We start from the raw sequence: 25,873 nt of genomic DNA on the forward strand, positions 1-25,873 counted from the left end.
CAAGACGAAGGAGATCTCCCCATGTGGTTGTTCCTCACCAGCCGGCTCCGTCAGTGGCTCCTCTTCGCCGTGGCGGTGCCGATCCTGCTGCTCGTGGTCCGGCTGGTCCGGCAGACCCTCGAGAAGCGCGCCGGCCAGAGCCGTCTGACCGGTGCGCTCCGCCAGGTCGAGGAGATCGGGCAGCGGCGGCGGAACCGCCGCCGGTCCTGAGCCGCGCAGGACTCAGCCGAACTCGACGCCCTGGGCGAGCGGCAGCCGACCGGAGTAGTTGACGGTGTTCGTGGCCTGGCGCATGTAGGCCTTCCACGACTCGCTGCCGGACTCCCGCCCGCCGCCGGTCTCCTTCTCGCCGCCGAACGCTCCGCCGATCTCGGCGCCCGACGTGCCGATGTTGACGTTGGCGATCCCGCAGTCCGAGCCACGGGGCGAGGTGAACCACTCGGCCTCGGCCTGGTCTCGGGTGAAGATCGCCGAGGACAGACCCTGGGGTACACAGTTGTTCAGCGCGATCGCCTCCTCGAGAGTGTCGTAGGTCAGGACGTAGAGGATCGGCGCGAACGTCTCCTGGCGTACGACCTCGGACTGCGCGGGCATCGACACCACGGCCGGCTCGCACGTAGAAGGCCTCGGGGTGCTCGTCGGCCAGCACCCGCTGGCCGCCGTACCGGACGGTGCCGCCCTGTTCGACAGCGGCCGCCAGCGCGGCCTGCTGCGCCTCGAAGCTCGCCCGGTTGATCAGCGGCCCCACCAGGGTGCCTTCGACGGTGGGGCTGCCGATGCTCAGGGTCCTGTACGCGTCGACGATCCGCGGCACGAGCTGGTCGACCACCGAGCTGTGGACGATCAGCCGCCGCAGGGTGGTGCACCGCTGACCAGCGGTGCCGGCCGCCGAGAACACGATGCCGCGCAACGCCAGATCGAGGTCGGCACTGGGCGCGACGACGGCGGCGTTGTTGCCGCCCAGCTCCAGCAGCGCCCGCCCGAACCGGGCCGCGATCAACGGAGCGATCTCCCGCCCCATCCGCACCGAACCGGTGGCCGACACCAGGGCGACCCGCGGGTCCTCCACCAGCGCCTGGCCGACCGCCCGGCCGCCGAGCACCAGCGCGTGCAGCCCGGGTGGGGCCCCGACGTCCGCCACGGCACGGGCCAGCAGGGCGTCGGTGGCCAGGGCGCACAGCGGGGCGGGTTCGGCGGGCTTCCAGACCACTGTGTCGCCCGCGATCAGCGCCAGGGCGGTGTTCCACGCGTACACCGCGACCGGGAAGTTGAAGGCGGAGATGATCCCCACCACCCCGAGCGGGTGCCAGGTCTCGGCCAACCGGTGGCCCGGACGCTCCGAGGAGATGGTGAGCCCGAACAGCTGACGGGACTGGCCGACCGCGAGATCGCAGATGTCGATCATCTCCTGCACCTCGCCGAGCGCCTCGGAGGCGATCTTGCCGACCTCGGCGGTCACCAGGGTGGCCAGATCGGCCTTGTGCTCGGTGAGCAGCTCGCCCCACCGCTTCACCAGCCGGCCGCGCACCGGTGCCGGCACCTCCCGCCAGACAGTGAACGCCGCCGCCGCCGTCGTCACGGCCGCGTCGACGGCGTCGACGGGGTGCGTCGCGACGGACAGCAGCGTCTCGCCGGTGATCGGGGTGCGCACCTCGACCTGGCCGGGCGCGGACGCTCGTCCTGACGTCGGCGCGGCGACCAGGTCGAGGTCGACGCCGATCGCGGTCAGCGCGCGTCGTACGTCGGCGGCGATCTGCGTGGTGGTGGGGAAGGCGGTGGTCATGGTGGTCCTCTCGGTAGCGGGTCGGCGAGCGTCGGCCGGTGGGGCCGGCCGTCGGGTCAGATGATGTGCACCTCGTGCAGCAGCGAGCGGCGGCCGGTGAACCGCTCGGCGCTGAACGGCGCCGGATCGAGAAACGGCTCGCGCCCGAGGTAGAGGTCGGCGACGATCTCCCCCACCGCCGGTCCCTGGAGGAAGCCGTGACCGGAGAAGCCGGTGGCGTAGAGCACTCCGCCGGTGGCCGCCCGGCCGATCAGGGCGTTGTGGTCCGGGGTGTTCTCGTAGAGGCCGGCCCAGCCCCCGACCAGGGGTCGGTGAGCCAGGGAGGGGGCGACCAGGGAGGCGGCGGCGTCGAAGGCCCGGGTCCAGCCGTGGCTGAACTCCCGGCAGAGACCGACCTCCTGGGCCGGGTCGGAGATGCCGAGGAGCAGGCCGTGGCGGTGGTTGTGGAAGTAGAGGGTGGTGGACAGATCGAGGGTGAAGGGCACCGTCGGGTGCGGCTCGACCTGCTGGGCGGTGAAGCCGATCTGCCGCCGGACGGCCTCGATCGGCAGGTGCACACCGAGCATCGCCCCGAGGGCGGTCGACCAGGCCCCGGCGGCGATCACCACGGTGTCGGCCGACAGCTCGCCGTGCTGGGTGCGGAGTCGGTGCCGGCCACCGGTGCCGGAGCCGACCTCGAGCACCTCGGTGTGCTCGGCGAACCGCACCCCGAGCCCGCGCGCCGCCGCTGCGTAACCCGCGATCACCGGGGCCGGCTCGGCGTAGCCGTCCCTTGGCGAGAAGGAGGCCGCCAGCAGCCGGTCCGGATCCAGGAACGGGTTGAGCGCGTGCGCCTCCGCCGGGCTGATCATCCTGCTCGCGCAGCCGAGGGTGTTCTGCAGCGCGACGCTCGTCCGCACGGCCGACAGCTGGTCCTCGGTCCGGCACAGGAACAGGTAGCCCACCTGCCGCAGACCGATCGACCGCCCGAACCGGTGCTCGAAGGACTCGAAGGCATCGAGACTGCGCATTCCGAGCAGGATGTTGTTGGCGTCGGAGAACGTGGCCCGCACCCCGCCCACCGGCTTGGCCGAGGAGCCCGATCCCAGGGTGTCCCGCTCGATCAGCAGCACGTCGACCACACCGGCGGCAGCCAGGTGGAAGGCGATGCTCACGCCCATGATGCCGCCGCCGACGATCACCACCTCGGCCCGGTCGGGCAACGGCTCGGCCGGGCCCATCAGCGCCCGCACGTGCTCCAGCGGGGCCGGTGTGCTCACGTCACCGCCCGACTCCACCCGCCCAGCCTGTCATGCCGGTCCGGGGTCGTCAGGTCGGTCCGAGCTCGTCAGGTCGGTCCGGGGCTGTCCCGCCCATTCCACGGGCCGTCCCTGCCGGTGCCGGGACGTGTGGCAGCCGGAGGGCGCTCCTGGTCAGGTGGGCGCGCCGGTCAACGCCAGCAGGCCCGGGGTGCGCCAGCTCTTGCGCCAGGCCGTGGTGGACGTGCTCAGCCTCCCGCCGCACTGGCTGCACACGTCGGCGGTGGTGGTGACCTCGCCGCAGGAGCGGTGCACCACGTCCATCCGCACCGCCGGATCGGGATGCGGCCGGTGCCGCTCCCCCCACTGGGCCAGCGCGGTCAGGACCGGCAGGGTGTCCGCTCCGGCTTCGGTGAGGACGTACTCGAAGCGGGTCCGCCGTCCGTCGGCGTACGGCACCCGCTCGAGCAGACCGGCGGCGGTCAGCCGGGCGAGCCGGGCACTGAGCACGTTGTCCGCGATGGCGAGCTGGTCGCGGAGGTGGTCGAACCGGCGGACCCCGGAGAACGCCTGGCGCAGCACCAGCAGGGCCCACGGGTCGCCCAGCACCTCCAGCGACCTGGCGATCGGGCAGTTCTCGGTGGTCCAGTCCGAACGCAGCGGCACGGTTCGCTCCTCGGGGGTCGGTCGGGCGATGAGGTCGGCGGTCAGGGGGTGAGGTCGGCCGCGGCCTCGGACTGCGGGTCACGGTCCGCGACGACCGCCGGTCCGGGGTTGGCCGGGCGGCGCAGGCTGAGCGACAGCACCGCGGCGATCACGCACAGAGCGGCTCCCCCGAACCAGGCGAACGTGTAGCTGCCGAAGGTCTCACGCACCACCCCGGCCCCGAGGGCCGCGGCGGCGGCGCCCAGCTGGTGCGCGGCGAAGACCCAGCCGAAGACGATGGTGCCCTGCGCTCCGAAGATGCGTCGACACAGCACCACCGTCGGGGGAACCGTGGCCACCCAGTCCAGTCCGTAGACCACGATGAACACGATGATGCTGGGGTGGATGGCGTCGGAGAGGAGCCACGGCAGCAGCACCAGGCCGACACCGCGGAAGCCGTAGTAGGCCAGCAGGAGCAGCCGTGGATCGACGCGGTCGGTCAGCCAACCGGACGCGACGGTCCCGACGATGTCGAACAGGCCGACCACGGTCAGCAGACCGGCCGCTGTGGTGACGGCCATCCCGTGGTCGTGGGCCGACGGGATGAAGTGGATGCCGATCAGGCCGTTGGTGGTGGCCCCGCAGATCGCGAAGGCGACGACCAGCGCCCAGAACGCCCGAGTCCCGGCCGCCTGGCGCAAGGCCCCGACCGCCCGGCGGGCGACACCGCCACCCGGTGGCGCTGCGGGGATGATCTCGGTGCCCCCGTACGGCGCGAGACCGAGATCGCTGGGTCGGTCACGGAGCACCAGCGTGGCCAGCGGCAGCACCGCGAGGGCGATGGCGGCGATGACCAGTGAGGCGACCTTCCAGCTGGTCGCCTCGGCCAGGAAGGCCACCACCGGCAGGAAGACCAGCTGGCCCGCGGCGCCGCCGGCGGTGAGGATGCCCATCACCAGTCCGCGCCGCTCGACGAACCAGGCATTGGCCACCGTGGCCGCGAAGACCAGTGCCATGGAGCCGGTGCCGAGGCCGATCAGGAACCCCCAGGTCACGACCAGCTGCCACGCCGCCTGCGCGAACACGGACAGCCCCGCCCCGGACGCGATCAGCAGCAGCCCGACCCCGGTGACCCGGCGCAGCCCGAACCGTTCCATCAGGGCCGCCGCGAACGGTGCCGTCAGGCCGTAGAGCACGAGGTTGACGCTGACCGCGGCCGACATGGTCACCACGGACCAGCCGAGGTCCTCGTGCAGCGGGATCATCAGGGGGCCCGGCGCCGCACGGAAGGCCGCCGCTGCGACCAGCGTGGCGAAGGCGGTGCCGGCCACCACCCACCCGTAGTGCAGTCGCCTCACAGCGCCCCCTTACCCGATGTCTCGGACCGACAATAGACTTTCTTTAAGCAAGTCAGTAATCCCCGCCCCCGCAGGGCCGGCGGACTGGACGCGCTCTTACAAAATCATCGGCCCGAAATATTTGCGCTCGGGCCACATCTGGTCCATGCTGGAGGACAGAGGCCCGTGATCACCTGACCCCCCGAGCAGGCGACCACGGGCCTCGCCTATGCCCGGATCCGGGACGCCGGGAGGGCACCGCCGACCAGGTGACCGGGGCGGTGGCGCGGTGCGACCGGCGCTGTCATGATCGGCTCAGTCGCCGATCCCACCGCCGCGAGGAGCCTCCATGAACAAGCGTGTCCTGAACTCTCTCACCGAGCTCGAGCGCACCCTGGTCGCCGAGACCGAGAAGTCGGCCATGGCCACGCTCGACGAGGACGCGCTGCTGGAGCTGCACACCCGCATCCGGAGGGCTCGGAACAAGAACCTCAAGATCTACCGCCGGCAGGCGAGTGCGCGAGTGGCCGACTCCGGAGGTCGCGGCCAGGCGTTCCCGAAGAACCAGCGCAGCCGCGACAAGGCGGAGATCTTCGAGCTCGCCCTCGCCCGGGTCAGCCGCCGCGTCGAGGTGCTGGCCGAGCGGTCCGCGGCCGAGCTGAAGGCGGAGCGACTGGCGGCCGCCCGGAAGCGGCCCTCGGATCCGAAGAACGGCAAGGCTCCCAAGGGGGGCTCGAAGGCGAAGGCCGACCGCGCCGGGACCGGGGCCGACACGTCGGCCGTACGGCGCGCGAAGGCGACCAAGACGACCGGCGGCAAGAAGCGGGACGCCTCCACCCGGGCCAAGGGCGCGCGTCGGCAGGCCAAGCGCGACAGCAGGTGAGGTCACCGCGCCGCGGCGCGGGCGCCGGGGCGTGACTCACACCGGGCGCTCGTAGACCCAGGCGCCGTCGGCGCGGACGAACCGGCTGTTCTCCCGCTGCTCGCCCGCTTCCCCGGCGTCGCGGTAGCGGGCCCGGAAGTCGACGGTGCCCACGGTGTGGAAGGCGCTCCCGCCGGTGCGACCGAGGATCTCCAGGCCGGTCCAGGTCCGGTCGTCGTCGAGACCCACTCTCGCCGGGCGCTGGTCCGCCGCCCAGGTCCGGAGCAGGTACGCCTCGTCGCGGACCACGAACGCGCTGTAGCGCGACCGCATCAGCTGCTCGGCGGTCACCGCCGGGGCCCGCCCGTCGTGCAGCCGGCCGCAGCAGTCGGCGTACGACCCGGGTAGACCGCAGGGGCAGGGAGACGACGGTGGCACGGGCGGCCGGCGCGGGCGTCTGGACATGACCCGATTCTCGCCGATCGCCGTGGGACACCGACTCGTTCAGAAAGCATCTATCATCTACCGGGTTAGTAGGCAATGCGCGTTGCCGGAGACGCAGCGCGGGGCTCGGAGGTGTCGGATGGTGCTGGCGATCAAGCGGGCGGCGGACCCGATCCGCGTGCGGTCGCGGGCCGGTGTCTTCTCGTTCCCGAACCCGGTGAACGAGCACGCGGCGCGGATCGTGGCCGCCGGGGTCGCGGTGCTCGCGCTGACGACCCTGGTGACCGGCTGGCTGTGGCTGGCGCCCGTCCTCGCCGTCGGCTTCGCGGCGCGCACCCTCAGCGGACCCCGGTTCAGCCTGCTCGGGCGGCTCGCCACCCAGGTGGTGGCCCCGCGGCTGGGTCCGGCGAGGCTCGTGCCCGGGCCACCGAAGCGGTTCGCCCAGGCCATCGGCCTGGGCCTGACGACCGTCGCCACCCTGGCCGCGTACGCACTCGGCTCCCCCGCCCTCGCTCTGGGCCTGGTCGCCGTGCTGCTCGTCTTCGCCAGCCTGGAGTCGGTCTTCGGTCTGTGCGCCGGCTGCTGGTTGTTCGGGTTGCTGATGAGAGCCGGCGTCATCCCGGCCGACGTCTGTGCGGAGTGCAACGACGTGACCCGCCGGTACGCCGAGGCGCAGGCCGTCAACGGCTCCTGACGGATCCCGGCGGTATCAGCCGCACCGGGGTCCCGCTCCTGACGAGCATGACCGTCGTCGACGCCGACCTGCGTGCTCTCATCACCGACCCCGACCGGATCGCCGACGCCGCCTCGTCCCTCGCGGCCGGTGCCGCGGTGGCGCACGCGTTCGGCAACTTCTACGCCATCACCACGCGCGCGGACCTCGACACGGTGCGCCGGGTGAACCTGATGAAGGGTCGACCGGCGGACCAGGTCGGTTCGGTCACGGCACCGCCCAGCACCGTGACCCGAGCGTGGGACCTCGACCGGCTGCCCGAGGCGCTGCCCGCCCGCGCGGCGACCGCCATCGTGGACGCGCTGTTCGCGCTGGGCCCGTTCGGCTTCCGCGGGCCCGCTGCCGCGCACGTCCCGGCGCACCTGAGCCAGGTGGACGGCGGCGTCCGCACGGCCCAGGTGATCGCGCCCGGCTACCGGTGCCCCTCGAACGCCCTGCTCCTCGCCGCCTGCCGGGCGACGGGAGAGGACCTGCTCTACATCACCTCGGCGAACCGGTCGCGGCAGCTGACCGGAGCCGCGGACTCCCCCGCCCACTGGCAGGCGGCCGGGCTGCGCGCGGAGTTCGGCGACGGGTGCGGTCTGGTGATCATCGAGCACCCGGACGAGGCCGCGGCTCGTGCCGCCTACCCGCGCCACCTGCCGATGTCGACCACGGTCCTCGGGCTGCACCGGGTCGTCCACCGACCGGGCGATCCCCGGCCGCACCTGGTGCTGGAGCGGCACGGGTCGCTCCCGGCGGCGGTGGTCCGCCGCGTCCTCTCCGACGTCGGGTACGGGCTGGTGCTCGGGCCCCGAGCCGCCACCCGGCTCGCGCCGCGGGACTACACCCGGCTCCCGGTCGACCGCTGACCCCGGACCTCACCGGCGGCTCTGCGGGTGTCGGTGCTCCCTCCGTCCTCGGAGCGGGCATATTGGGGCGCACACGTCAACCGACCAGCTGAGAGGCAGCACCTGTGGTGACCGACGACTCCGCCCCCGAGCACGGCCCGGGGACCGGGCGGTTGTTCGAGGACTTCGCCCCGGGCGAGGTGATCTACCACCCGTACGGTCGGACAGTCACCGAGGCCGACAACTCCGTGTTCACCCTGATGACCCAGAACGTGGCCCGTATCCACCTGGACCAGCACTACGCCGCCCGCACCGAGTTCGGCCGGACGCTGGTCAACTCCACCTTCACCCTGGCTCTGGTCACCGGGCAGTCGACCGTCGACCTGTCCGCCCACGTCTACGCCAACCTCGGCTGGGACGAGGTCCGCACCCCTCACCCGGTGTTCGAGGGCGACACGATCTACTCGCGGTCCAAGGTCCTCAGCGCCCGTCCGTCCGGCTCGAGGCCCCACCTCGGCGTGCTGACCGTGGCCACCGAGGGCTTCAACCAGGACGGGGTGGTGGTGATCAGCTACCGCCGCACCCTGCTGGTCTACCGTCGCGGGCACCAGCCGGCGGTCACGACCAGCCGTCCTGACGAGTCGAGCCTGCCGCCCGTCGAGTCCGACCGGTGAACGACCTGGTCCGCACCGCCGTCACCGCGCTGTTCGTGCCCGGGGACCGCCCCGACCGCTACGCCAAGGCGGCGACCAGCGGGGCCGACCTGGTGATCATCGACCTCGAGGACGCGGTGGCCCCGCCGGACAAGGACGCGGCGCGCGCGGCCGTGCGGTGGGCCTTGAGCCCGGGGTCGGACCTGGGTCCGCGGGCGGTGCCGGGTCCGCCGGCGGCGCTGCGGGCGCTGGTCCGCATCAACGACCCCGCGACGGCTGCGGGAGCGGCCGATCTGACGGCGGTGGCCGAGCTGGTCGGCGAGCCCGGGCACGGTGTCGTCGGGGTGATGGTGCCCAAGGCGGCCCGGGCCGAGGACCTGGGAGCGGCGATCCGAGCCCTGGCCGCCGCCGAGCCCGGTCCGGCCCCAGCGGGCCCGGACGCGGCCGATCGACTCGCGGTGGTCGCCCTGATCGAGTCCGCCCTGGGGGTCGCCGAGGTGCGTGCGCTGGCCACCCTCCCGGGACTGACGCGGCTCGCCTTCGGTGCCCTCGACTTCGCCCTCGACGTGGGTGCGGACGTGGATGCCGTGACGGGTCAGGTGGCGCGGGCCGAGGTGGTCATCGCCTCCCGCGCCGCCGGGCTGCCGGCCCCGTGGGAGTCGCCGTCCACCAGCCTCGGCGACGCCCGGCTGATCGAGGAGACCAGCCGGGCGGCCCGGTTGCTCGGCTTCGGTGGCCGGCTGTGCATCCACCCCGCACAGCTCGCCCCCGTCCGGGCCGGGTTCGCCCCGTCGGCCGAGGAGGTCGCCTGGGCCCGTGCCGTCGCCGGCGCCGGCAGCGGGGTGAGTCGGGTCGGCGACGAGATGGTGGACCGGCCGGTGCTCGAACGGGCGCGGGCCATCCTCCGACGCGCCGCCCCCTGAGGACCGGGCCCTCGAGGGTCAGGCCTTCAGGGTCGAACCGCCCCGCGGTCGGATGCCCGGAGATCAGGCGCCGGGGGCACCGATCCGGTGCTTGTCGATCAGCGCCTGGGCGCGTTCCCGCTGACGGAGGTTGACGCCGTCGGCGTCCTCCTCCCAGCCGAACACGCAGCTGGAGACCACGCCGTCGAAGCCCACCGCGGCCAGCGCGCCGAAGACCTCGTCGTAGTCCACCTCGCCGCGTCCCATCTCCATGTGCTGGTGGACCCGCGCGGTGTTGCCCGGCGGGTTGGAGATGTAGCGCAGCCCGTGTGAGGTCAGGTGGTTCCACGCGTCGGCCAGATGCACGTAGCGGACCTTCTCGGCCCCGGCGCGGATGATGTCCGTGGCGCTGTGCCCCTGGTGGAAGGCGTGCGGGGTGCAGTAGAGGAAGCCGATCCAGTCACGGTTGAGTCCGCGGATCATCTCCACGGCCTCGATGCCGTCCTCGATGAAGTCGTCGGGGTGCGGTTCCAGGATGAGCTCGATGCCCTCCCGCTCGAAGACCGGCAGCAGCTCGTCCATGGAGCGCAGGAACATCGCCTCGGCCGTCTCCGCGGCCTCGGGTCGACCGTTGAACTCGGAGTTCATCACGGTCACGCCCAGGTCCACGGCGATCTGGATGGCCCTCTTCCACGCCCGTACGGCCGCCCGGCGCTGGTCCTCGTCGGGTCCGGACCACCGCAGCACCGGCAGCAACGAGGCGATCCCCACACCGGCGTCGGCGGCGACCTTCTTCAGCTTGCGCACCCCGGCGTCGTCGATCCGGGGGTGCTTGAAGAACGGCACCAGGTCCGCCTTGGGCGACAGCTCCATCCAGGAGTAGCCCAGCCGGGCCACGTGGTCCGGGAGCTCGTGGACCGTGCTGGTGGCGTAGTACATCTGGGGGTCCAGGGCCAGCTTCATCGGGTCACCCCGTGCGCAGCCGGAGCCGGCCGCTCCCCCAGGCGGACGGGGACCCTCTGGCCGGACCGGACGGCCTCCACCCCTGCCTCGCAGACCGCGACCGCCGCGTACCCGTCCCAGACACCCGGACCGTCGATGGTGCCGCGGCCGGCGGCGTCCACCCAGCGCTGCAGCTCGACCCGGTAGGCCGCGCCGAACCGCTCGACGAAGCCGGGGGTGATCAGACCACCCCAGCGCCCGTCGGTCGACTTCAGCGTCAGGTGCTGGTCGAGACCGATCAGGGCGCTGCCCCGCTCGCCCACGGCCTCGGTGCGCACTTCGTACGCCACTCCGCTGCGGACGAAGATCTCGTCGGTGACCAGCTGACCCGCGGCAGTCTCGAAGACCACCAGCATCGGGTCGTGGGTGCCCTCCGGGGCGGCCTCGGTGGCCGCGCCGGCCAGCACCTGGACGCTGGTGATCTCGCTGTCCAGCAGGAACCTGGTGACGTCGACCTCGTGGACGACCGAGTCCCTGATCATGAACTCGGAGTTGAAGTGGTCGGGGACGGCGGGGTTGCGGTGGGTGCAGTGCAGCTGCAGCACCCGGCCCAGACCTCCGCCGACGATCAGCTCCTTGAGGGCGACGTACTCCGTGTCGTAGCGGCGCATGAACCCGACCTGGACCAGCGGCCGGCCCAGCGCCGCCTCGGCCTCCACCAGCGCGTACGACGTCGCGACGTCGGTGGTCAGCGGCTTCTCGCAGAGCACCGGCTTGCCGGCGTCCAGGCAGGCCGAGACCTGCTCGAAGTGCGTGCTGCCTGGGGTGGCCAGCAGCACGGCGTCGACCTCCGGGTCGTTGATCGCGGCGATCGGGTCGGCCACCACCCGGGCCCCGATCCGGGCGGCCACGGCTTCGGCCTTGTCGGCCACGAAGTCGTTGACGACCGTGACGGTCGCTCCCTTGATCGCCGACGTGAGCAGCTCGACGTGGAAGGCGCCCATCATGCCCAGACCGAGGACGGCGATCCGCAGGTCGCTCATGCGGCAGTCTCCCGGTAGGTCAGGGGGTGGGTGGTCGGCACGGTGGACCTCTCTGCGGTGTGGGTGCTGCGGGTGGTGGGTGCTGCGGCGTGCGGGCCGGGATCGGGTGGGAGCTCCACCCTTCCCGACTCAGCGCTGCAGCTCGTGACTGAGCTCGGTGAGCTCGTCGCCGCCGGCCATCTGGCGGGTCAGCTCGTCGAGCGTGACCTCGGACCGCTTCTTGTCCAGCACGGCCTGACCGAGCTTGAGGATGATGAAGTGGTTGCCGACGAGGTAGGCGTGGTGCGGGTTGTGGGTGATGAAGACCACGCCGAGACCGGCGTCGCGCGCCGCGGCGGTGTACTTCAGGACCACGCCGGACTGCTTCACGCCGAGGGCGGCGGTGGGCTCGTCCAGGATCAGCACCCGGGCGCCGAAGTAGACGGCCCGGGCGATGGCCACGCACTGCCGCTGACCACCGGACAGGGTGCCGATGGGCTGGTCGATGTCCTTGACCACGATCCCCATCTTGCGGAGCTCCTCGTCGGCGATCCGCTTCATGTCACGGATCTTCATGCCGGCCAGGGGGAACTTGGAGCTGACCAGCTCCGAACCGAGGAAGAAGTTCCGCCACACCTCCATCAGCCCGACCACGGCCAGGTCCTGGTAGACCGTCGCGATCCCGTGGGACAGCGACTCCCGTGGGGAGGAGAACGACAGCTCCTCACCGTCCACCAGCAGGGTGCCCTCGTTGTGCGGGTGCAACCCGGCCATGATCTTGATCAGGGTCGACTTCCCGGCACCGTTGTCCCCCAGCACGCAGGAGACCTCGCCGGCGTTCACCGTCAGGTTGATGCCCTTGAGCGCCCGGATGGCTCCGTACGTCTTGCCGACGTCGCGCATCTCGATCAGCGACTCCCCCTTGTGCAGGGTCTCGTCCGCGTGCTCAGCGATCGTGTCGGTCATGGACGGAGCCTCTCGGGAGTGCAGGAGCGATGCTGGGCGACACGCTCGTCGGCGCACAGAATCGCGACGAACGAGCGAGAACTCGCGGAGTTCATGACCGCGGAGCGCGGAGCGCGACCATCAGACGCTGTCACGGTGATCAACCCACTTTCCGGGTGGTGGAGAGCTTCTTCACGTACAGGTTCACCAGCACCGCGAGCAGCAGCATGACGCCCAGGAAGGCGCGGAACCAGTTCGGGTCCCAGCCCGCGTAGACGATGCCGAGGCTGGTCATGCCGAAGATGAAGGCGCCGATGGCCACACCGATGGCGTTGCCGTAACCGCCGGTCATCAAGGTGCCGCCCACGACCGCGGCGATGATGTAGAGGAACTCGTTGCCCACCCCGTTGCCGGCCTGCAGCGTGTTGAACCGGTAGAGGGTGTGCATGCCCACGAACCACCCCAGGAAGCTGACCGTCATGAACAGGCCGACCTTCACCCGCACGACCGGGACGCCGACCGCGCGTGCCGAGGCGGTGTTGCCACCGACGGCGTAGATCCAGTTGCCGATCTTGGTGCGGGTCAGGATCCAACCGGACAGGGCGACGAACGCGAACCACCAGATGACGGTGTTCCACACCGTGACCGGACCGATCTTGAACGACCCCGCGAAGATCGTCGACATCACGTCGTAGCCGCCCATCTGGTTGATGTTCGGGCTCGACACCGCGCCGGAGACGATCTTGGTGATGCCCAAGTTCGCGCCCTGCAGCACGAAGAACGACCCCAGGGTGATGAGGAACGACGGGATCCCGGTGCGCATCACCATGTAGCCGTTGAAGAAGCCGATCGCCAGGCAGAACACCAGCGACAGGACGGCACCGACGATCAGGTTGATGCCGAGGTAGTAGCAGAAGAGGGCGTTGAACAGCCCGGCCGACGTCACGATCACACCGGCCGACAGATCGAACTCGCCACCGATCATCAGCATGCCGACCGCGACGGCCACGATCCCGATGGTGGAGGCCTGGTAGAGAACCGTGAAGAACGACTCCGGCGAACGGAACGCCGGCGCCACCACCAGGAAGAAGATCAAGATGATGACCGCCGCGAACGCGGCACCCACCTCGGGTCGGGCCAGCAGCCGGTTCGACAACCCCAGCTTCACCCGGTTCGACGACTCGGCCGGCGCACCGACCGGAGCCGGTTTGAGGGTCTGACTCATGAGAACTCCTGTGTTCTGAGAAGAGGGGTGCGGGTGCCGGTCCCGTCCGGGACCGGCCCCCACCGGAGCGTCAGCGCGTGTTGTTCTTGGCGAAGGGGAGGATCTTGTCGATGTTCGACGCGTCCACGAAGGACGGTCCGGTCAGCACCGGCTTGCCACCGCCCATGTCGTTGCCGTTCTTGATGTTCAGGTAGAGCGCGGTCACGGCCAGGTAGCCCTGCACGTACGGCTGCTGGTCCACCGAGAACTCGATCTTGCCGTCCTTGATCGCCTGCGCCGCGTCGGCGTTCAGGTCGAAGGTGACGAGCTTCGCCTCGCTGGACGACTGCTCCTGTGCCTTCATGGCGTCCAGGGCGATCGGCGCGCCGAGGGTGACGATGTAGTCGATCGACGGATCCTGCTGCAGCTTCGCCTGCAGGCTGGCGACCACGGCGGAGTCGTCGGCGCCGTTGACCTGGATGTTCTCGGTGGCCGCGATCTTGCTCTTCACCCCGGCGCACCGAGCCTCCAGCGCCACCGAACCCGCTGCCTGGATGACACACAGCGGCTTCTTGCCGCCGGCGGCGGCGATCTTCTCACCGGCGGTGGCGCCCGCCAGGTTCTCGTCGGAGCCGAAGTACATCAGCGCGCCGAGGTCCTTGTACTGGTCGATCCCCGAGTTGAAGCCGACCAGCGGGATCCCCGCGTCGGTCGCCGACTTCACGGCGCCGGCCAACGCGTCGGGAGTCACCAGGGTGGTGGCGATGCCGTCGACCTTGGAGTCCACAGCCGTCTGGATCAGCTGCGCCTGCTTGTCGGCCGCGGGGTCGTTGGAGTACTGCAGCTTGGATCCGGTGTCCTTCGCAGCCTGCTCGGCGCCGGCCCGGATCTTGTCCCAGAAGGAGTCACCGGGGGTCTCGTGGGTGACCATCTGGATGGTGTAGCCCGAGTCACCGCCGCCCCCACCGGAACCGTCGTCGGTGTTGGTCTGGGGGGCGCCGCCGCCGCTGCAGGCCGAGACGGCGAGAACGAGTGCCGCCGCGGAGCCCAAGGCGAGCCCGCGAAGTCGACGAGGGATCATCGGTGATTCCTTTCGTTGTCCGAGCAGCTGCTGCTCGTGACGGAGGTCGTGCTGAGGTGCGATGGAGCCGATCCCCGACCGCCACCCGCATGTGCTGTGGATCACTAGCGCGCACTAAACACTAGGAGTAATCAACACCGGGCGCGGCGCTTTGTCAATACATATGTTCATTATGAAGGGAGAGGGTTGTGGCCGGGCTCCCGCGGAGCGGCGGTGCTGCTCCGGACGCGCAGCTCGGCCGGCAGCACGATCTCGCGCTCGACGATCCGGCGCTGCTCGACGCGGGCGATCATCCGCTCCACCGCAAGGCGCCCCAGCTCGTCCGGTCGCTGCGCGACGGTGGTGAGGGGCACCGCCGCCAGGGCGGCCACGGAGCTGTCGTCGAAGCCCACCACCGACATCTCCGCCGGCACCGTGAGACCGTGCTGGGCGAAGACGCCGATGGCCGCCACGGCGATGTCGTCGTTGTAGGCGATCAGGGCGGTGGGCCGTGGTCCGATGCTGCAGAGACGGCGCGCTCCGGCCAGGCCGTCGACCTGGGCCTGGCCGCCCCGCTCCACCCGTGCGCATCGGGCCAGGCCGTGCGCCTCCATGGCCGCGAGGTAGGCGGAGCGTCGCGCCAACGAGATCATCGTGTCGCCGCCGTCGATGTGGGCGATGTCGCGGTGGCCGAGCGCGACCAGGTGGTCGACCGCCGCGCGGATGCCACGGTCGTCGTCGACCCGGACGACATCGACCCCCGGGTGGTCGACGTGCCAGCCCACGACCGCCAGCGGGATCCGACCGGCCAGCAGCGGATGAGCCGTGGGTGGGCTGAGCATGATCAGCGCGTCGAAGCGGAAGCCCTGCAGGGAGCGGGCCGCGGTGCGTTCGTCCCGAACCCGGGTCAACGGCGAGATGACGAGGTTGTGACCGTGGCGCTCGGCCGCGGCGAACAGCCCGTCCAGCAGCTCGAAGTGGAAGGCGCCGACGGTGACGCCGAACATCACCCCGATGACCCGGGAGCGCTGGCCCGCCAGCGACTGAGCGCGCACGTCCGGCCGGTAGCCCAGCTCGTCGGCGGCGGCCAGCACCCGTCGTCGCTTGTCCTCACTGGCGCCGGGCGCGGACCGCATCACGATCGACACGAGCGCTCGCGACACCCCGGCGCGGCGGGCGACGTCGTCCATCGTCACGCGCTGGCGCGAGCCGAAGCTCTCCTCGGTCAGGACCGTCACCCCTTCCGACTGGCAGCACCGACGGCGCCGGTCTGGCTGACCCGCGATGTCGAGGGATCCCGAGCACCTTAGTGTCCACCGGAGGGCTCCTCGGGCGCGCCGGTCCGCCGCAGCGGTTCGGGATCTCGCTGGCGCCACCACACCGCGCCGTGGAGCCGGGCCTGGCAGGCCGACGGACGGACCGCCAGCCGGTCAGCCGGCGAGGCGGACGGGGAACCTGTCGAGGTCGTAACCCTGCGAAACCGGGTTCCACCGCACCCGGGGCGGCGCGTCGGCGACGAGGTCGCGCTCGAACAGCCGACTCAGGAACACCTCGCTCTCCATCACCGCCAGCGGACCTCCGGGACAGCGGTGGTGGCCGTCGCCGAAGCTCATCACCGCGGTGGGCACCGCCGACGGGAGGGTACGACCGGGGCAGACCGCGGCGCCGGCGTCGCCGAGCACCGCCGGGTCGTCGTTGACCATCCGCAGCCGCAGGTCGACCAGCGCGCCGGCCGGGATGGTCAGCGGGCCGTCGGGGCCGTCCAGGCTCACCTCCCCGATGGTGCGCCGGCGCAGGTAGCCCACGACCGGCTCGATCCTCAGCAGCTCCTCCAGCAGCGCGCGCCGCGCGGCCACGTCGCCGGAGCGGTAGGTGGCGAGCAGCCCCGGGTCCTCCAGCAGGTGCCAGGCCGCGGCGGTGATCAGCTCGCGGGTCGTGGCCATCCCGGCGGAGGCGTACGTCAGGCACTCGGTGAGGATCTCGAGGTCGCTGAACCCCTTGTCGATCAGCTGGCTGATGATGTCGGCGCCCGGCCGGCGGCGCCGGCTGCGGATGGCCGGCTTCACGTCCAGCCAGTAGAAGCGCCCGGTCCGGCCGCCGGCCAGCAGCTGGCGCACCCGGCCCGCCGGACCACGCCCTCGGCTCATCGGGTCACCGGCGAAGAACGCCCCGAGCCGTCGGCTCATCCCGGTCACCGACGAGTTCGTCAGGCCGATCACCGCCCCCGACACCTGTACCGCCATCCGCAGCGAGAGCCGGCTCAGATCGGTGGTCCGGTCCGTCCGCAGCCCGGCCACGAGCTCGTCGGCCAGCCGCTCCATCATCGGGCGGTAGCCCTCGATCACCACGGGAGCGAAGAAGCGAGCCGCCGCGCGGCGCCGCTCCCGGTGCTGGTCACCCTCCAGGTAGAGGATCGGCCGGCGCAGGTCTCCCATCCGTTCGACCTGCTCGGCGCCGAAGCCCGCCTGCCGGGTCGCGTCGGGCCGGCGCAGCAGCTGGCGGGTCAGCGCGAAGGACCGGACCACCCAGACCGGACCGTCCGCCCCGTCGACGAGCTCCAGGGGCGGGCCGTCCTCGGGCTCCGCCGGGCTGAGGCGGCGACCGGCGGGGCAGGGGGTGGACGTCACCCGCCCAGTCTGCACCGTGGTCGTGCACGTCCCGGGGCCGCCGGCGATCTCCCGGCGTGGAGCTGGCGTGGGCTGCGGCACCCCGAACCGGGGTCACAGCTGACGGTCGAGCCGTTCCTGCAACAGCCGGAGCGCCCGGTCCGCCGCGTCCCGGACGGCCGGCTCCGCGTCGTCCAGGCTCCGCCGCACGCCCTCGGCGTGCTCGGACTCGCCGGTGATCCCGAGCACGCGCACGGCAGCCGCCCGGACCCGTGGGGTGTCGTCGTCGAGCAGCGCCAGGCACGGATCGGCCGCCGCGGCGACCTCCCAGCGGGCGGCCACCTTGGCGCACATCTCGCGCACCCGCCAGGCCGGGTCCCGCAGGGCCGCGACCACGTCGGTCGTGCACCCGTCCTCCCACACGTGCAGGAGAGTGCGAGCCGCCCAGACCCGGTACCAGTAGCACGTCTCGCTGGTCAGGTGGTCGGGGGCACCCCAGGAGGCGGCCACCCGTCCACCGATCCACCCGATGTCGGGACGGTCGGCGGCGCCCCACTCGGCCCGACGCGCGAGCAGGTCGGCGCACCAGCCGGTGAGCACTCCCCGGCCCAGGGCCTCCGAGGCTGCCGCGGCTCGGTCCCCGGGCGTTCCGTCCAGGACCGCGGCGATGGGTCTCCGGGTCATGGCGCCACCGTAGACCGGACCGCCGACGCCGGCCCCCGGGCGAGCCGGACCGGGTCGAGCCCACGCCCAGAGGTCGGAGATCACCGGCGCCGCACCGTCAGGTGCGGAAGATCGGCCAGCCGATCTCGGTCTCCCAGGCGGTCGCGTCAGGTGTCTCGGCGATCCCGCGCAGGTAGTGCTCCCGCAACGGCCCCGAGATCCCGATCGCGTGCTCGAACACGTGGTCGGCGAGCTGGCCGTAGGTGCGGTCGATGATCGCCGACGACCTCATCCGGCGTCTGGTGATCGCCCCGTAGCAGCCTGCGGGCCGCTGGTCCCCGGGCACAGCGTCGTCGACAGCCCGTGGACGACGACCCGGCACCGGTCGGACGTGCTGCGAGGATGCGAGGCGTCCGAGCACCGACCGGCGGCCTCCCCTGCCGGTCCCGCCCACCGAAGGGATCCGGCGATGACCCCACCCGCCCCCGCCCGGTCGCCGTACCGGCTGGCGCCGATGCGGCCGCGCGACCCGCACGAGCCGGGTCGGACGGCGTCCAGCCTCGAGCTGTTCTTCGACCTCGTGTTCGTCGTCGCGGTCTCCCTCGCGGCCGTGCAGCTGCACCACGCCCTGACCGAGGCGCACGTGGCCGCGGGCGTGCTCAGCTACGCGATGGTGTTCTTCGCGATCTGGTGGGCCTGGATGAACTTCACCTGGTTCGCCACCTCCTTCGACACCGACGACTGGCTCTACCGCGTCCTCACCATCGTCCAGATGAGCGGGGTGCTGGTGCTCGCCTCGGGCGTCGAGGCCGCCTTCGTGGCCCACGACTTCACCGTGGTCATCGCGGGCTACCTCGTGATGCGCGTCGCGATGATCGCCCAGTGGCTCCGCGCGGCCGGGCACGCGGGTTCCAGCCGTCGCGCCTGCCAGACGTACGCGGTCGGCATCGGGGTCGTCCAGCTCCTCTGGCTCTCCCTGCTCGTCCTGCCGGCGTCGGTCGTCACGATCGCCTTCGTCGTGCTCGTCGCCGCCGAGCTGGCCGTGCCCGTGGTCGCGGAGCGACGGGGCCTGACGCCCTGGCACCCGCACCACATCACCGAGCGCTTCGGGCTGTTCACCCTGATCCTGCTGGGCGAGAGCCTGCTCGCGTCGGCGAACGCGGTCATCGAGGCCCTGCACGACGAGGCGGCTCTCGGCCCGCTGCTGTCGGTCGCCGCCCTGGCGCTGATCGTGACGGCGGCGCTCTGGTGGATCTACTTCTGGCCTCCGCACCACACCGCCATCACCTCGCTGAGGGGATCGCTGCGCTACGGCTACGTGCACTACTTCGTCTTCGCCGCGGCCGGTGCGTTCTCCGCCGGGATCGAGGTGGAGGTCGACGTCCTGTCCCACCACAGCAAGCTCAGCGAGGTCGCCGCGTCGTTCACCGTCACGGTGCCGATCGCGATCTTCGTGCTGGGCATCTGGTGGATCGCCCTCCGCCAGCACGCGGATCGGGTCGTCAACGTGGTCGTGCCCGCCGGCGCGGTCCTGGTGCTCCTCGACCCGGTCATCCCGATCCCGATCACGCTCACCGCCGTGATCATGATCGTGGTCGTCGTCGTCCTGGTGCTGAGACCGCCGGTGGGTGGGGACCGCGCTGGTGCAATAGCCTCGCCCTGAGTCAGATGCCGCGCCGCGAACGCGACCGTGGCAGTCACCGCCGGACAGGGAGGATCGCGTGAGCGAGACCAGGAACGTCGCACTGGGGATCGATGTGGGGGGCACCGGGATCAAGGGGGCCTTGGTCGATCTGGACACCGGGCAGCTGGTCACCGACCGATTCCGGCTCGACACCCCGCAGCCCGCCCGACCTGCCGACGTGGCCGACGCCATCGTCGCCGTCGCGGACCACTTCGACTTCGACGGCCCGGTCGGGGTCGCCTTCCCCGGCGTCGTCCTCGACGGCGTGGTGCACACCGCCGCCAACCTGCACCCGGACTGGATCGGTCTCTCGCTGGCCGAGCTCATCGGTCCCCGGCTGCGAGGGCCCGGCACCTACCTGAACGACGCCGACGCCGCCGGGCTGGCGGAGTCCCACTTCGGGGCGGCCAAGGGCACCGACGGGGTCGTGCTCCTGGTCACCCTGGGCACCGGCATCGGCGTGGCGATGATCAGCGACGGTCGGTTGGTGGCCAACTCCGAGCTCGGCCACCTCGAGCTCGACGGCGTGGACGCGGAGACGTACGCGGCCGCCTCGGCCCGCAAGCGCAACGGTCACAGCTGGGAGGAGTGGGCCGGCCACGCCAACCACTACCTGGAGCACCTGGAGGGGCTGGTCTGGCCCAAGCTCTTCGTGCTCGGTGGCGGCATCACCAAGAACCCGGAGAAGTGGCTGCACTACCTGCACCCCCGGACGCCGATCGTGCTGGCCCAGCACATCAACAACGCCGGCATCGTCGGCGCCGCCGACGCGACCCGGCAGGGCCGTGCGGCGGAGACCGCCGCCGCGGGCTGATCTTGGGAGCCGGCTGCGGGAGGTGCTCGCTCCCCCTGGCTCAGCTCAGGTAGGGGTCGGCCCAGGCGCTGATGATCCGGCCGGCCCGCTTGGCCTGATCGCCCTTGGTGAGCAGGTGGTCGGCCCCTTCCAGCGAGACGAAGCTGCGCGGGTGCCGGGCGGCGCGGAAGATCTGGCTGGCGTTGGTGATGCCGACGGTGTTGTCGGTGGGTGAGTGCATGACCAGCAAGGCCCGGTGCAGGGTCCGGATCCGCTCGTGCAGATCGGCCTGGCGGACGTCCTCGATGAAGTGCCGGCGCAGGGTCAGCGCCTTGCCGCCGATCAGGAACGGCGCCTCCCCCTCGGCCAGGATCCTCTCCAGGAGCGCGTCGTAGTTGTGCTCGACGTGGGCCGGCTCGTACGGGGCCGCCACGCTCGCCACCGCCCTGATCCCGTCGACCAGGTGGGCGGCGGCGATCACTGCGGCCCCACCGAACGAGTGACCGACCAGCAGCCGTACGTCTCGTCCGGACTCCTCCAGGAACCGGACGGCCTGGGCGGTGTCCTCGACCTTGTGGGAGAACGAGCCGTTGCCCCAGTCCCCTTCGGAGTCCCCCAGGCCGAGGTTGTCGAAGCGCAGCATCCCGATCCCCTCCCGGGCCAGCTGCTTGCAGATCCGACTGGCCGCCGGGGTGTCCTTGCCGAGGGTGAACCCGTGCGCGAAGACCCCCCAGCCGCGCACCCGGCCCTCGGGATGGTCGATCAGGCCGGCGAGCCGGGGTCCGCTGGTGCTCGTGAACCACACGCGTTCTGCCACGGGCACATGGTGGCAGAAGTGGCGACGCCGGGCCCAACCGTCGCCGCCCCCGACTGCCCCTCGCCATCGGCGGCGGGCCCACGACGGCGGCGACACCCCGGCCCTCACGAGCCCGGAAGATCCCCGACGTTCACCTGCGGGGCCTACGATGACGGCGCACCGACGACCCGGAAACCGAGGATCTCCCATGACGAAGATCAGTCGACGCACGGCCCTGCTCGGCCTCGGCGGTGCAGGTCTGGCCGGCATCGGCGCCGTCGGCTACGGCCTCTCCCGGACCAGCAAGGCCCCGGCCGCGACCCCCGAGGCCCCGCCGGCGACGACCCCGCCGGCGAGGGCCACCCCGACCCCGGTGCCGTCCACCGCACCGTCGGTCGACAGCCGGCCCCGCTGGCCGTTGACCGGGGTGCTGCTCAAGGACCCGTCCAAGGCCGAGCACGCCGCCGTGGCCGTCAAGGTCCCCGACAACAAGTACGAGCACCCGCAGCGCGGCATCGACAAGGCCGACATCGTCTTCGTGGAGCTCGAGGGCTACCTCGACGCCGACGGCTACAGCGGCACCCGGCTGGTGCCGGTGTTCCACTCGCGGATGGCCGACACCGTGGAGCCCGTCCGCTCGATCCGACCGGTCGACATCCCGCTGCTGAGCCCGATGAACGCGATCATCGGCAACACCGGCGCCGCCAAGTGGGTGATCAACTACGTCAAGCACCACCGCAAGCACGTCGAAGGCATGCTGTCCTACATGGCCACCCGGGGCACCGGCTCGTACGGGACCGATCAGTCGAGGGTCTACACCTACCAGGGTCAGACCTACTACGACCGCGCCACCGTCTGCCATCCCGCCGTGCTGGCCAAGCAGACGAGACGGTTCCGCGACGGTCCGCCCCAGTCGTACTTCCCGTGGGCGTCCTCCGACGACGACGTGAGCACGTCCAAGGGCAAGAAGGCCCGCACCATCTCCGTTCCCTACAAGGGAAACGGCTACCGGATGAGCTACACCTACGACAAGAGGAAGAAGAAGTACCTGCGGAGCATGCCGTGGGGTCCCCACGTGATGGCCGACGGGACCCGGATCGCCGTCGACAACGTGCTGGTGATCAAGGCGAAGCAGCACTTCGGCAAGATCTTCCGCGGCAGCGGTCACGACGAGCCCCTGCACGACATCATCAAGACGAAGGGCAGGTTCAGCTACGCCCACGAGGGTCGCTACGTCACCGGCACCTGGAGCAAGGGATCGGTGGCCGAGCCCTTCGCGTTCACCCTCGCCGACGGGACACCGCTGAAGATGGCCACGGGTCAGACCTTCGTCGAGCTGCCGGACGACGGCGCGAAGGTGCAGATCTCCGACTAGGGCGCCTCGTGGTGATCATGGTCGTCGGCCGCACCGATGCGCTCGATCAGGCGGACCAGATCGGCCCGGAACCGTTGAGGATCCTCCAACGCCTCCTCCACCAGCCGGTCCGAGATCCCTGACGTGCGGACGGCCTCGTACGTGCGGTGCCCCTGTTCGGTGCGCTGGACCAGGCTGCGGCGACGGTCCTCCGGATCGCGGTGCCGGGTGATGTGCCCGGTGCGTTCCAGCCGGTCGAGCACCCGGCCCATCGTCTGCTCCTCGATCTGACTGCCGGCCGCGAGCTGCCGCTGGGTCAAGGCGTCGGGGCCGAGCGTGTGCAGCGCGAGGAACCCGGCGTGGGTCAGGTCGTGGCGGGCGAGCCACGCGTTCCAGTCGTGCTCGACCAGCCGCGCCGCGGTCGAGAGCAGACGCCCCAGGGACCAGTCATCGAGCTCTGCCGCCACGTGGACCAGCGTAGGTCACCGCCGGTGGAGGGCGAGAGTATATTGCTCAGCATGCTTAGTGATTCTCCGGCGACCCCCGGGACGCCGTCCGCCTCGGCCTCCCGGCGCCGCTGGCTCGGCCTGGTCATCATCAGCCTGGGGGTGTCGCTGATCATCGTCGACAGCACCATCGTCAACGTCGCCGTGCCCTCGATCATCGACGACCTCGGTATCACCTCGAGCCAGGCGCAGTGGGTGCAAGAGGTCTACACCCTGGTCTTCGCGTCGCTCCTGCTGGTCTGTGGCCGGCTGGCCGACCGCAGCGGCCGGCGCCGGCTGTTCGCCCTGGGTGCGCTGATCTTCGCGCTGGCCAGCGTGCTGGCGGCCCTGGCCGACAGCGGCGCGTCCCTGATCGCGGCGCGGGCCGTCCAGGGGGTGGGTGGGGCGCTGATGCTGCCCACCTCGCTGTCGCTGCTGAACGCGACCTTCCGTGGCCGCGATCGCGGCATCGCCTTCGGCATCTGGGGAGCCACGATCGGTGGCACCGCCGCCCTCGGCCCGCTCCTCGGCGGCTGGCTGACCACCGCCTTCTCGTGGCGCTGGGCCTTCGGCATCAACATCCCGCTCTCGGCCGTGGTGATCATCGGTTTGTTCCTGCTCGTCGACGAGTCACGCGATCCGTCCGCGGCCCGCGGGGTGGACTGGCGGGGCGCGATCTTGTCGACGATCGGCTTCGGGGCGCTGGTGTTCGGGCTGATCGAGGGACGCACGTACGGATGGCTCACCAGCACCGACACCCTGCTGAGCATCGGCGGCTGGACCTGGCCCTGGACGTTGTCCCCCGTCCCGGTCGCCTTCGTCGTCGGCGGAGCCGGGTTGACGATCTTCGTCCTGGTGCAGCGCGTGCGGAACGCCGCCGGCCGGGTCTCCATGCTCGACCTCGACCTGTTCACCATCCCCTCGTTCCGCAACGGCAACATCGCGGCCGCCATCGTCAGCCTGGGTGAGTTCGGTCTGCTCTTCGCCCTGCCCCTGTGGTTCCAGAACGTCCGCGGCTACTCCGCCTTCCAGACCGGGGTCGTGCTGCTCGCGCTGGCCACCGGCAGCTTCCTGGCCAGCGGCCTCGGCGCGGCGATCGGTCGCACCCGGAGCCCGATCTTCCTGGTCCGGCTGGGCATCGTGCTGGAGATCGTCGGCATCGCCGGCATCGCGCTGCTGCTGCGCGCCGACTCGGCCTGGTTCGTCACCGCCCCGCTGCTGTTCGTCTACGGCATCGGGGTCGGCTTCGCGACGGCCCAGCTGACCGGCGTGGTGCTGGCCGACGTGCCGGTCGAGCGCAGCGGACAGGGCTCGGGGACCCAGAGCACCGCCCGTCAGATCGGGTCCGCCTTCGGGATCGCCGTGCTCGGCACCGTGCTGTTCTCCGTCCTCGGCGCCCGCTTCGACGCGAGCCTGGCCGATGCCGGCGTGCCGGAGCAGACCCGGACGCAGCTGGTGACCGCGGTCAAGGACAGCGCCGGCGCCGTCATCCCCGCGCTGGCGGCGGACCCGAGCACCGCCACGATCGCCGAGGACGCCCAGCAGGCCCTGACCGACGCCACCCGCGTCTCGGCCGCGACCGCCTCGGGCTTCCTGGTCGTCGGGCTGCTGGCCAGCCTGTCGCTGGGCGAGCGGCGCCGACGCGTGGACTGAGGCCGGTCTCCGGCCGGTGGGCGGTCAGCCGGCCGCCGGCGCTGTCGCCGCACGGCGGAGCATCTGGAGCACGTCACCGGCATGGTAGATCCGCTCGTCCGGCTCGATCGCGGCGCAGAAGCGGGCGTACATGGCGGCCGCCTCCACGAAGACCACGGGGTCGAGCAGGTCCGCGGCGCGGGCCGGCTGCGAACCGGGCACGATCCGCTGCCACGCCTCGACGAACCACCCTCGCGCCGTGGTGCGGACGGGAGCGGGCAGGCGCTGCACGAAGGCGAGCTCGTCGAGCAGCGGGTGCCCGACGAACGAGTCACCCCAGTCCAGGATCACGTAGTCGTCCGGCCGGCCGGCCACGTTCCCGGCGTGGAAGTCGCCGTGCACCAGCGTGTCCGGCACCCCGCAGTCGGTGATCGCCGCCAGCCGGGCCGGTAGCCCGGACACCAGGGCCTCCACCGCCCGTCGCTCCGACCGGTCGAGCTGCGGGGCCCAGTCGGCCACGACCGCCCCGGCCCGGTCGACGACGCCGGACAGTCGCCGCTCCGGGACCCCGACGGCCAGCAGCTCACCGGTCCGGTCCACCGCCCGCTGTTGCACAGCGGTGAGCAGCGCCACCATCGGGCGCAACGCCCCCGGCTCCTGCACGTCGTGGTTCGCCGTCCCGGGGACGTCCACCAGCAACGCGCGTCCGGGTGCGTGGGCGACCAGCTCGGGCGCCGAGGGTGCGCCGATCCAGTCGATGACCGCGCCCTCGTGGGCGAAGAAGGCCGGCACCGCCTTCAGCCACACCAGCCCCTCGCGCGTCGGGAGCCGCCACAGGGTCGACAGGTTCCAGGTCCGCATCTGCTCGGCGGGACCGGTGCGGTCCCGTCCGGCGGCGGCCAGGCGGTCGTCGGCCCAGGCCAGCAGGTCCGCCGGACCTCCGGGCCGGGCCCAGGTCTGGCGCAGCGCCTGGTCCGCCAGCGGCTCTCCCGCCCACGGGCGCAGCGGGAGCCTCGGCACCCGGTCGGTCTCGGCGAGGTAGGTGACCTCCCCGCCGGCGACCCGGTCGGAAGCGGCGTGCAGAAGCCGGAGCACGGTGATCTCGAGTCCGTCGCGCTCCCGTACGGCCGCCACCAGCTCCCGGACCTCGGGCCACCACGGCAGCTCCAGGTCGACCGGCGGCAGCACGCCCAGCGCCCGGTCCCGGTGGACCAGCACGACCCTCGCCACCCGACCGGTACGCACATCATGGAGGCTATC

At 71.7% G+C, this 25,873-nt stretch carries 27 protein-coding genes and 1 pseudogene; 10 read left to right on the forward strand and 18 right to left on the reverse strand.

Going from position 1 to position 25,873, the window contains the following annotated elements; genetic code table 11:
- Positions 1-21 precede the first annotated feature (21 nt).
- Positions 22-210: a hypothetical protein gene (locus ABD714_RS05995; protein WP_344811393.1), complete on the forward strand. Its 189-nt coding sequence runs from the start codon at positions 22-24 to the stop codon at positions 208-210.
- A 12-nt stretch (positions 211-222) separates the two neighbouring features.
- On the opposite strand, the gene ABD714_RS06000 is transcribed toward ABD714_RS05995, so the two are convergent.
- The 5 genes and pseudogenes from ABD714_RS06000 to ABD714_RS06020 all read right to left on the reverse strand — a co-directional run bounded on the left by ABD714_RS06000 (position 223) and on the right by ABD714_RS06020 (position 5,024).
- Positions 223-594 (reverse strand): aldehyde dehydrogenase family protein, encoded by a 372-nt coding sequence (locus ABD714_RS06000; RefSeq protein WP_344811394.1) that lies wholly within the window; start codon positions 592-594, stop codon positions 223-225.
- Positions 595-685: 91 nt separating this feature from the next.
- Positions 686-1,783, reverse strand: a pseudogene (locus ABD714_RS06005) (aldehyde dehydrogenase family protein); the annotation flags it as partial.
- Positions 1,784-1,839: 56 nt separating this feature from the next.
- Positions 1,840-3,042 (reverse strand): NAD(P)/FAD-dependent oxidoreductase, encoded by a 1,203-nt coding sequence (locus tag ABD714_RS06010; protein ID WP_344811395.1) that lies wholly within the window; start codon positions 3,040-3,042, stop codon positions 1,840-1,842.
- 153 nt (positions 3,043-3,195) lie between these two features.
- Positions 3,196-3,687: a winged helix-turn-helix transcriptional regulator gene (locus ABD714_RS06015; RefSeq protein ID WP_344811396.1), complete on the reverse strand. Its 492-nt coding sequence runs from the start codon at positions 3,685-3,687 to the stop codon at positions 3,196-3,198.
- Between the two features lie 41 nt (positions 3,688-3,728).
- A complete protein-coding gene (locus tag ABD714_RS06020) occupies positions 3,729-5,024 on the reverse strand; it encodes an MFS transporter (protein WP_344811397.1) in 1,296 nt (431 codons plus the stop codon).
- Positions 5,025-5,352: 328 nt separating this feature from the next.
- On the opposite strand from ABD714_RS06020, the gene ABD714_RS06025 reads away from it, so the two are divergent.
- Positions 5,353-5,886: a hypothetical protein gene (locus ABD714_RS06025; RefSeq protein WP_344811398.1), complete on the forward strand. Its 534-nt coding sequence runs from the start codon at positions 5,353-5,355 to the stop codon at positions 5,884-5,886.
- A gap of 36 nt (positions 5,887-5,922) precedes the next feature.
- Here ABD714_RS06025 and ABD714_RS06030 read toward each other — a convergent pair whose 3' ends face one another.
- Positions 5,923-6,330 carry a YchJ family protein gene (locus ABD714_RS06030; protein ID WP_344811399.1) on the reverse strand — a complete coding sequence of 136 codons (408 nt, stop codon included), beginning with the start codon at positions 6,328-6,330 and terminating at the stop codon, positions 5,923-5,925.
- A 118-nt stretch (positions 6,331-6,448) separates the two neighbouring features.
- Between ABD714_RS06030 and ABD714_RS06035 the strand changes: the two genes are divergently transcribed.
- The 4 genes from ABD714_RS06035 (at position 6,449) to ABD714_RS06050 (ending at position 9,448) form a co-directional block, all read left to right on the forward strand.
- The gene (locus ABD714_RS06035; protein WP_344811400.1) at positions 6,449-7,003 is read left to right on the forward strand and encodes a DUF4395 domain-containing protein; all 555 of its coding nucleotides are present in this window, start codon (positions 6,449-6,451) and stop codon (positions 7,001-7,003) included.
- A 47-nt stretch (positions 7,004-7,050) separates the two neighbouring features.
- Positions 7,051-7,893: a hypothetical protein gene (locus ABD714_RS06040; protein WP_344811401.1), complete on the forward strand. Its 843-nt coding sequence runs from the start codon at positions 7,051-7,053 to the stop codon at positions 7,891-7,893.
- Between the two features lie 107 nt (positions 7,894-8,000).
- A complete protein-coding gene (locus tag ABD714_RS06045) occupies positions 8,001-8,546 on the forward strand; it encodes a MaoC family dehydratase (RefSeq protein WP_344811402.1) in 546 nt (181 codons plus the stop codon).
- The gene (locus tag ABD714_RS06050; RefSeq protein ID WP_344811403.1) at positions 8,543-9,448 is read left to right on the forward strand and encodes an HpcH/HpaI aldolase/citrate lyase family protein; all 906 of its coding nucleotides are present in this window, start codon (positions 8,543-8,545) and stop codon (positions 9,446-9,448) included. Before ABD714_RS06045 ends, ABD714_RS06050 begins: the two co-directional genes overlap by 4 nt.
- A gap of 63 nt (positions 9,449-9,511) precedes the next feature.
- On the opposite strand, the gene ABD714_RS06055 is transcribed toward ABD714_RS06050, so the two are convergent.
- From ABD714_RS06055 to ABD714_RS06095, 9 genes are all read right to left on the reverse strand, one after another.
- On the reverse strand, positions 9,512-10,390 hold the full coding sequence (locus ABD714_RS06055) for a sugar phosphate isomerase/epimerase family protein (RefSeq protein ID WP_344811404.1): 879 nt from the start codon (positions 10,388-10,390) through the stop codon (positions 9,512-9,514).
- Positions 10,387-11,412 carry a Gfo/Idh/MocA family protein gene (locus ABD714_RS06060; protein WP_344811405.1) on the reverse strand — a complete coding sequence of 342 codons (1,026 nt, stop codon included), beginning with the start codon at positions 11,410-11,412 and terminating at the stop codon, positions 10,387-10,389. The genes ABD714_RS06055 and ABD714_RS06060 overlap by 4 nt, the downstream gene beginning before the upstream one ends.
- Positions 11,413-11,541: 129 nt before the next feature.
- Positions 11,542-12,357, reverse strand: coding sequence for an ATP-binding cassette domain-containing protein (locus tag ABD714_RS06065; protein WP_344811406.1), 816 nt, complete (start codon positions 12,355-12,357; stop codon positions 11,542-11,544).
- A 139-nt stretch (positions 12,358-12,496) separates the two neighbouring features.
- Positions 12,497-13,561 carry an ABC transporter permease gene (locus tag ABD714_RS06070; RefSeq protein ID WP_344811407.1) on the reverse strand — a complete coding sequence of 355 codons (1,065 nt, stop codon included), beginning with the start codon at positions 13,559-13,561 and terminating at the stop codon, positions 12,497-12,499.
- A 70-nt stretch (positions 13,562-13,631) separates the two neighbouring features.
- Positions 13,632-14,621: a substrate-binding domain-containing protein gene (locus ABD714_RS06075; RefSeq protein ID WP_344811408.1), complete on the reverse strand. Its 990-nt coding sequence runs from the start codon at positions 14,619-14,621 to the stop codon at positions 13,632-13,634.
- A 170-nt stretch (positions 14,622-14,791) separates the two neighbouring features.
- The gene (locus ABD714_RS06080) at positions 14,792-15,838 is read right to left on the reverse strand and encodes a LacI family DNA-binding transcriptional regulator (RefSeq protein ID WP_344811409.1); all 1,047 of its coding nucleotides are present in this window, start codon (positions 15,836-15,838) and stop codon (positions 14,792-14,794) included.
- Between the two features lie 192 nt (positions 15,839-16,030).
- Positions 16,031-17,227 carry a cytochrome P450 gene (locus ABD714_RS06085; protein WP_344811410.1) on the reverse strand — a complete coding sequence of 399 codons (1,197 nt, stop codon included), beginning with the start codon at positions 17,225-17,227 and terminating at the stop codon, positions 16,031-16,033.
- A gap of 93 nt (positions 17,228-17,320) precedes the next feature.
- Positions 17,321-17,890 (reverse strand): HEAT repeat domain-containing protein, encoded by a 570-nt coding sequence (locus ABD714_RS06090; protein ID WP_344811411.1) that lies wholly within the window; start codon positions 17,888-17,890, stop codon positions 17,321-17,323.
- Positions 17,891-17,987: 97 nt separating this feature from the next.
- Entirely contained in the window at positions 17,988-18,161 is a 174-nt protein-coding gene (locus ABD714_RS06095) for a GyrI-like domain-containing protein (protein WP_344811412.1), read from the reverse strand.
- Between the two features lie 177 nt (positions 18,162-18,338).
- Here ABD714_RS06095 and ABD714_RS06100 point away from each other — a divergent pair, with 177 nt between their 5' ends.
- Positions 18,339-19,532 carry a low temperature requirement protein A gene (locus ABD714_RS06100; protein WP_344811413.1) on the forward strand — a complete coding sequence of 398 codons (1,194 nt, stop codon included), beginning with the start codon at positions 18,339-18,341 and terminating at the stop codon, positions 19,530-19,532.
- A gap of 58 nt (positions 19,533-19,590) precedes the next feature.
- Entirely contained in the window at positions 19,591-20,367 is a 777-nt protein-coding gene (ppgK, locus tag ABD714_RS06105) for a polyphosphate--glucose phosphotransferase (protein WP_344811414.1), read from the forward strand.
- 40 nt (positions 20,368-20,407) lie between these two features.
- On the opposite strand, the gene ABD714_RS06110 is transcribed toward ppgK, so the two are convergent.
- Positions 20,408-21,163, reverse strand: a complete 756-nt coding sequence (locus ABD714_RS06110) for an alpha/beta hydrolase family protein (RefSeq protein WP_344811415.1) — start codon at positions 21,161-21,163, stop codon at positions 20,408-20,410.
- 187 nt (positions 21,164-21,350) lie between these two features.
- Here ABD714_RS06110 and ABD714_RS06115 point away from each other — a divergent pair, with 187 nt between their 5' ends.
- A complete protein-coding gene (locus ABD714_RS06115; protein WP_344811416.1) occupies positions 21,351-22,517 on the forward strand; it encodes a DUF3048 domain-containing protein in 1,167 nt (388 codons plus the stop codon).
- On the opposite strand, the gene ABD714_RS06120 is transcribed toward ABD714_RS06115, so the two are convergent.
- Positions 22,514-22,963, reverse strand: a complete 450-nt coding sequence (locus ABD714_RS06120) for a MarR family winged helix-turn-helix transcriptional regulator (protein ID WP_344811417.1) — start codon at positions 22,961-22,963, stop codon at positions 22,514-22,516. The genes ABD714_RS06115 and ABD714_RS06120 overlap by 4 nt on opposite strands.
- Before the next feature lie 51 nt (positions 22,964-23,014).
- Here ABD714_RS06120 and ABD714_RS06125 point away from each other — a divergent pair, with 51 nt between their 5' ends.
- A complete protein-coding gene (locus ABD714_RS06125; RefSeq protein WP_344811418.1) occupies positions 23,015-24,634 on the forward strand; it encodes a DHA2 family efflux MFS transporter permease subunit in 1,620 nt (539 codons plus the stop codon).
- 24 nt (positions 24,635-24,658) lie between these two features.
- On the opposite strand, the gene ABD714_RS06130 is transcribed toward ABD714_RS06125, so the two are convergent.
- Positions 24,659-25,858, reverse strand: coding sequence for a phosphotransferase (locus ABD714_RS06130; RefSeq protein ID WP_344811419.1), 1,200 nt, complete (start codon positions 25,856-25,858; stop codon positions 24,659-24,661).
- Positions 25,859-25,873 lie beyond the last annotated feature (15 nt).

Source organism: Microlunatus aurantiacus (assembly GCF_039536605.1).
GTDB classification, from domain to species: domain Bacteria; phylum Actinomycetota; class Actinomycetes; order Propionibacteriales; family Propionibacteriaceae; genus Microlunatus; species Microlunatus aurantiacus.

Bases quoted from the DNA above. Each gene is read 5' to 3' on its own strand.
- ABD714_RS06115 (WP_344811416.1), top strand. From the start codon at position 21,351: ATGACGAAGATCAGTCGACGCACGGCCCTGCTCGGCCTCGGCGGTGCA.
- ABD714_RS06065 (WP_344811406.1), bottom strand. From the start codon at position 12,357: ATGACCGACACGATCGCTGAGCACGCGGACGAGACCCTGCACAAGGGG.
- ABD714_RS06035 (WP_344811400.1), top strand. From the start codon at position 6,449: ATGGTGCTGGCGATCAAGCGGGCGGCGGACCCGATCCGCGTGCGGTCG.
- ABD714_RS06040 (WP_344811401.1), top strand. From the start codon at position 7,051: ATGACCGTCGTCGACGCCGACCTGCGTGCTCTCATCACCGACCCCGAC.
- ABD714_RS06030 (WP_344811399.1), bottom strand. From the start codon at position 6,330: ATGTCCAGACGCCCGCGCCGGCCGCCCGTGCCACCGTCGTCTCCCTGC.
- ABD714_RS06025 (WP_344811398.1), top strand. From the start codon at position 5,353: ATGAACAAGCGTGTCCTGAACTCTCTCACCGAGCTCGAGCGCACCCTG.
- ABD714_RS06000 (WP_344811394.1), bottom strand. From the start codon at position 594: ATGCCCGCGCAGTCCGAGGTCGTACGCCAGGAGACGTTCGCGCCGATC.
- ABD714_RS05995 (WP_344811393.1), top strand. From the start codon at position 22: ATGTGGTTGTTCCTCACCAGCCGGCTCCGTCAGTGGCTCCTCTTCGCC.
- ABD714_RS06055 (WP_344811404.1), bottom strand. From the start codon at position 10,390: ATGAAGCTGGCCCTGGACCCCCAGATGTACTACGCCACCAGCACGGTC.
- ABD714_RS06100 (WP_344811413.1), top strand. From the start codon at position 18,339: ATGACCCCACCCGCCCCCGCCCGGTCGCCGTACCGGCTGGCGCCGATG.
- ABD714_RS06060 (WP_344811405.1), bottom strand. From the start codon at position 11,412: ATGAGCGACCTGCGGATCGCCGTCCTCGGTCTGGGCATGATGGGCGCC.
- ABD714_RS06090 (WP_344811411.1), bottom strand. From the start codon at position 17,890: ATGACCCGGAGACCCATCGCCGCGGTCCTGGACGGAACGCCCGGGGAC.
- ABD714_RS06125 (WP_344811418.1), top strand. From the start codon at position 23,015: ATGCTTAGTGATTCTCCGGCGACCCCCGGGACGCCGTCCGCCTCGGCC.
- ABD714_RS06070 (WP_344811407.1), bottom strand. From the start codon at position 13,561: ATGAGTCAGACCCTCAAACCGGCTCCGGTCGGTGCGCCGGCCGAGTCG.
- ABD714_RS06075 (WP_344811408.1), bottom strand. From the start codon at position 14,621: ATGATCCCTCGTCGACTTCGCGGGCTCGCCTTGGGCTCCGCGGCGGCA.
- ABD714_RS06095 (WP_344811412.1), bottom strand. From the start codon at position 18,161: ATGAGGTCGTCGGCGATCATCGACCGCACCTACGGCCAGCTCGCCGAC.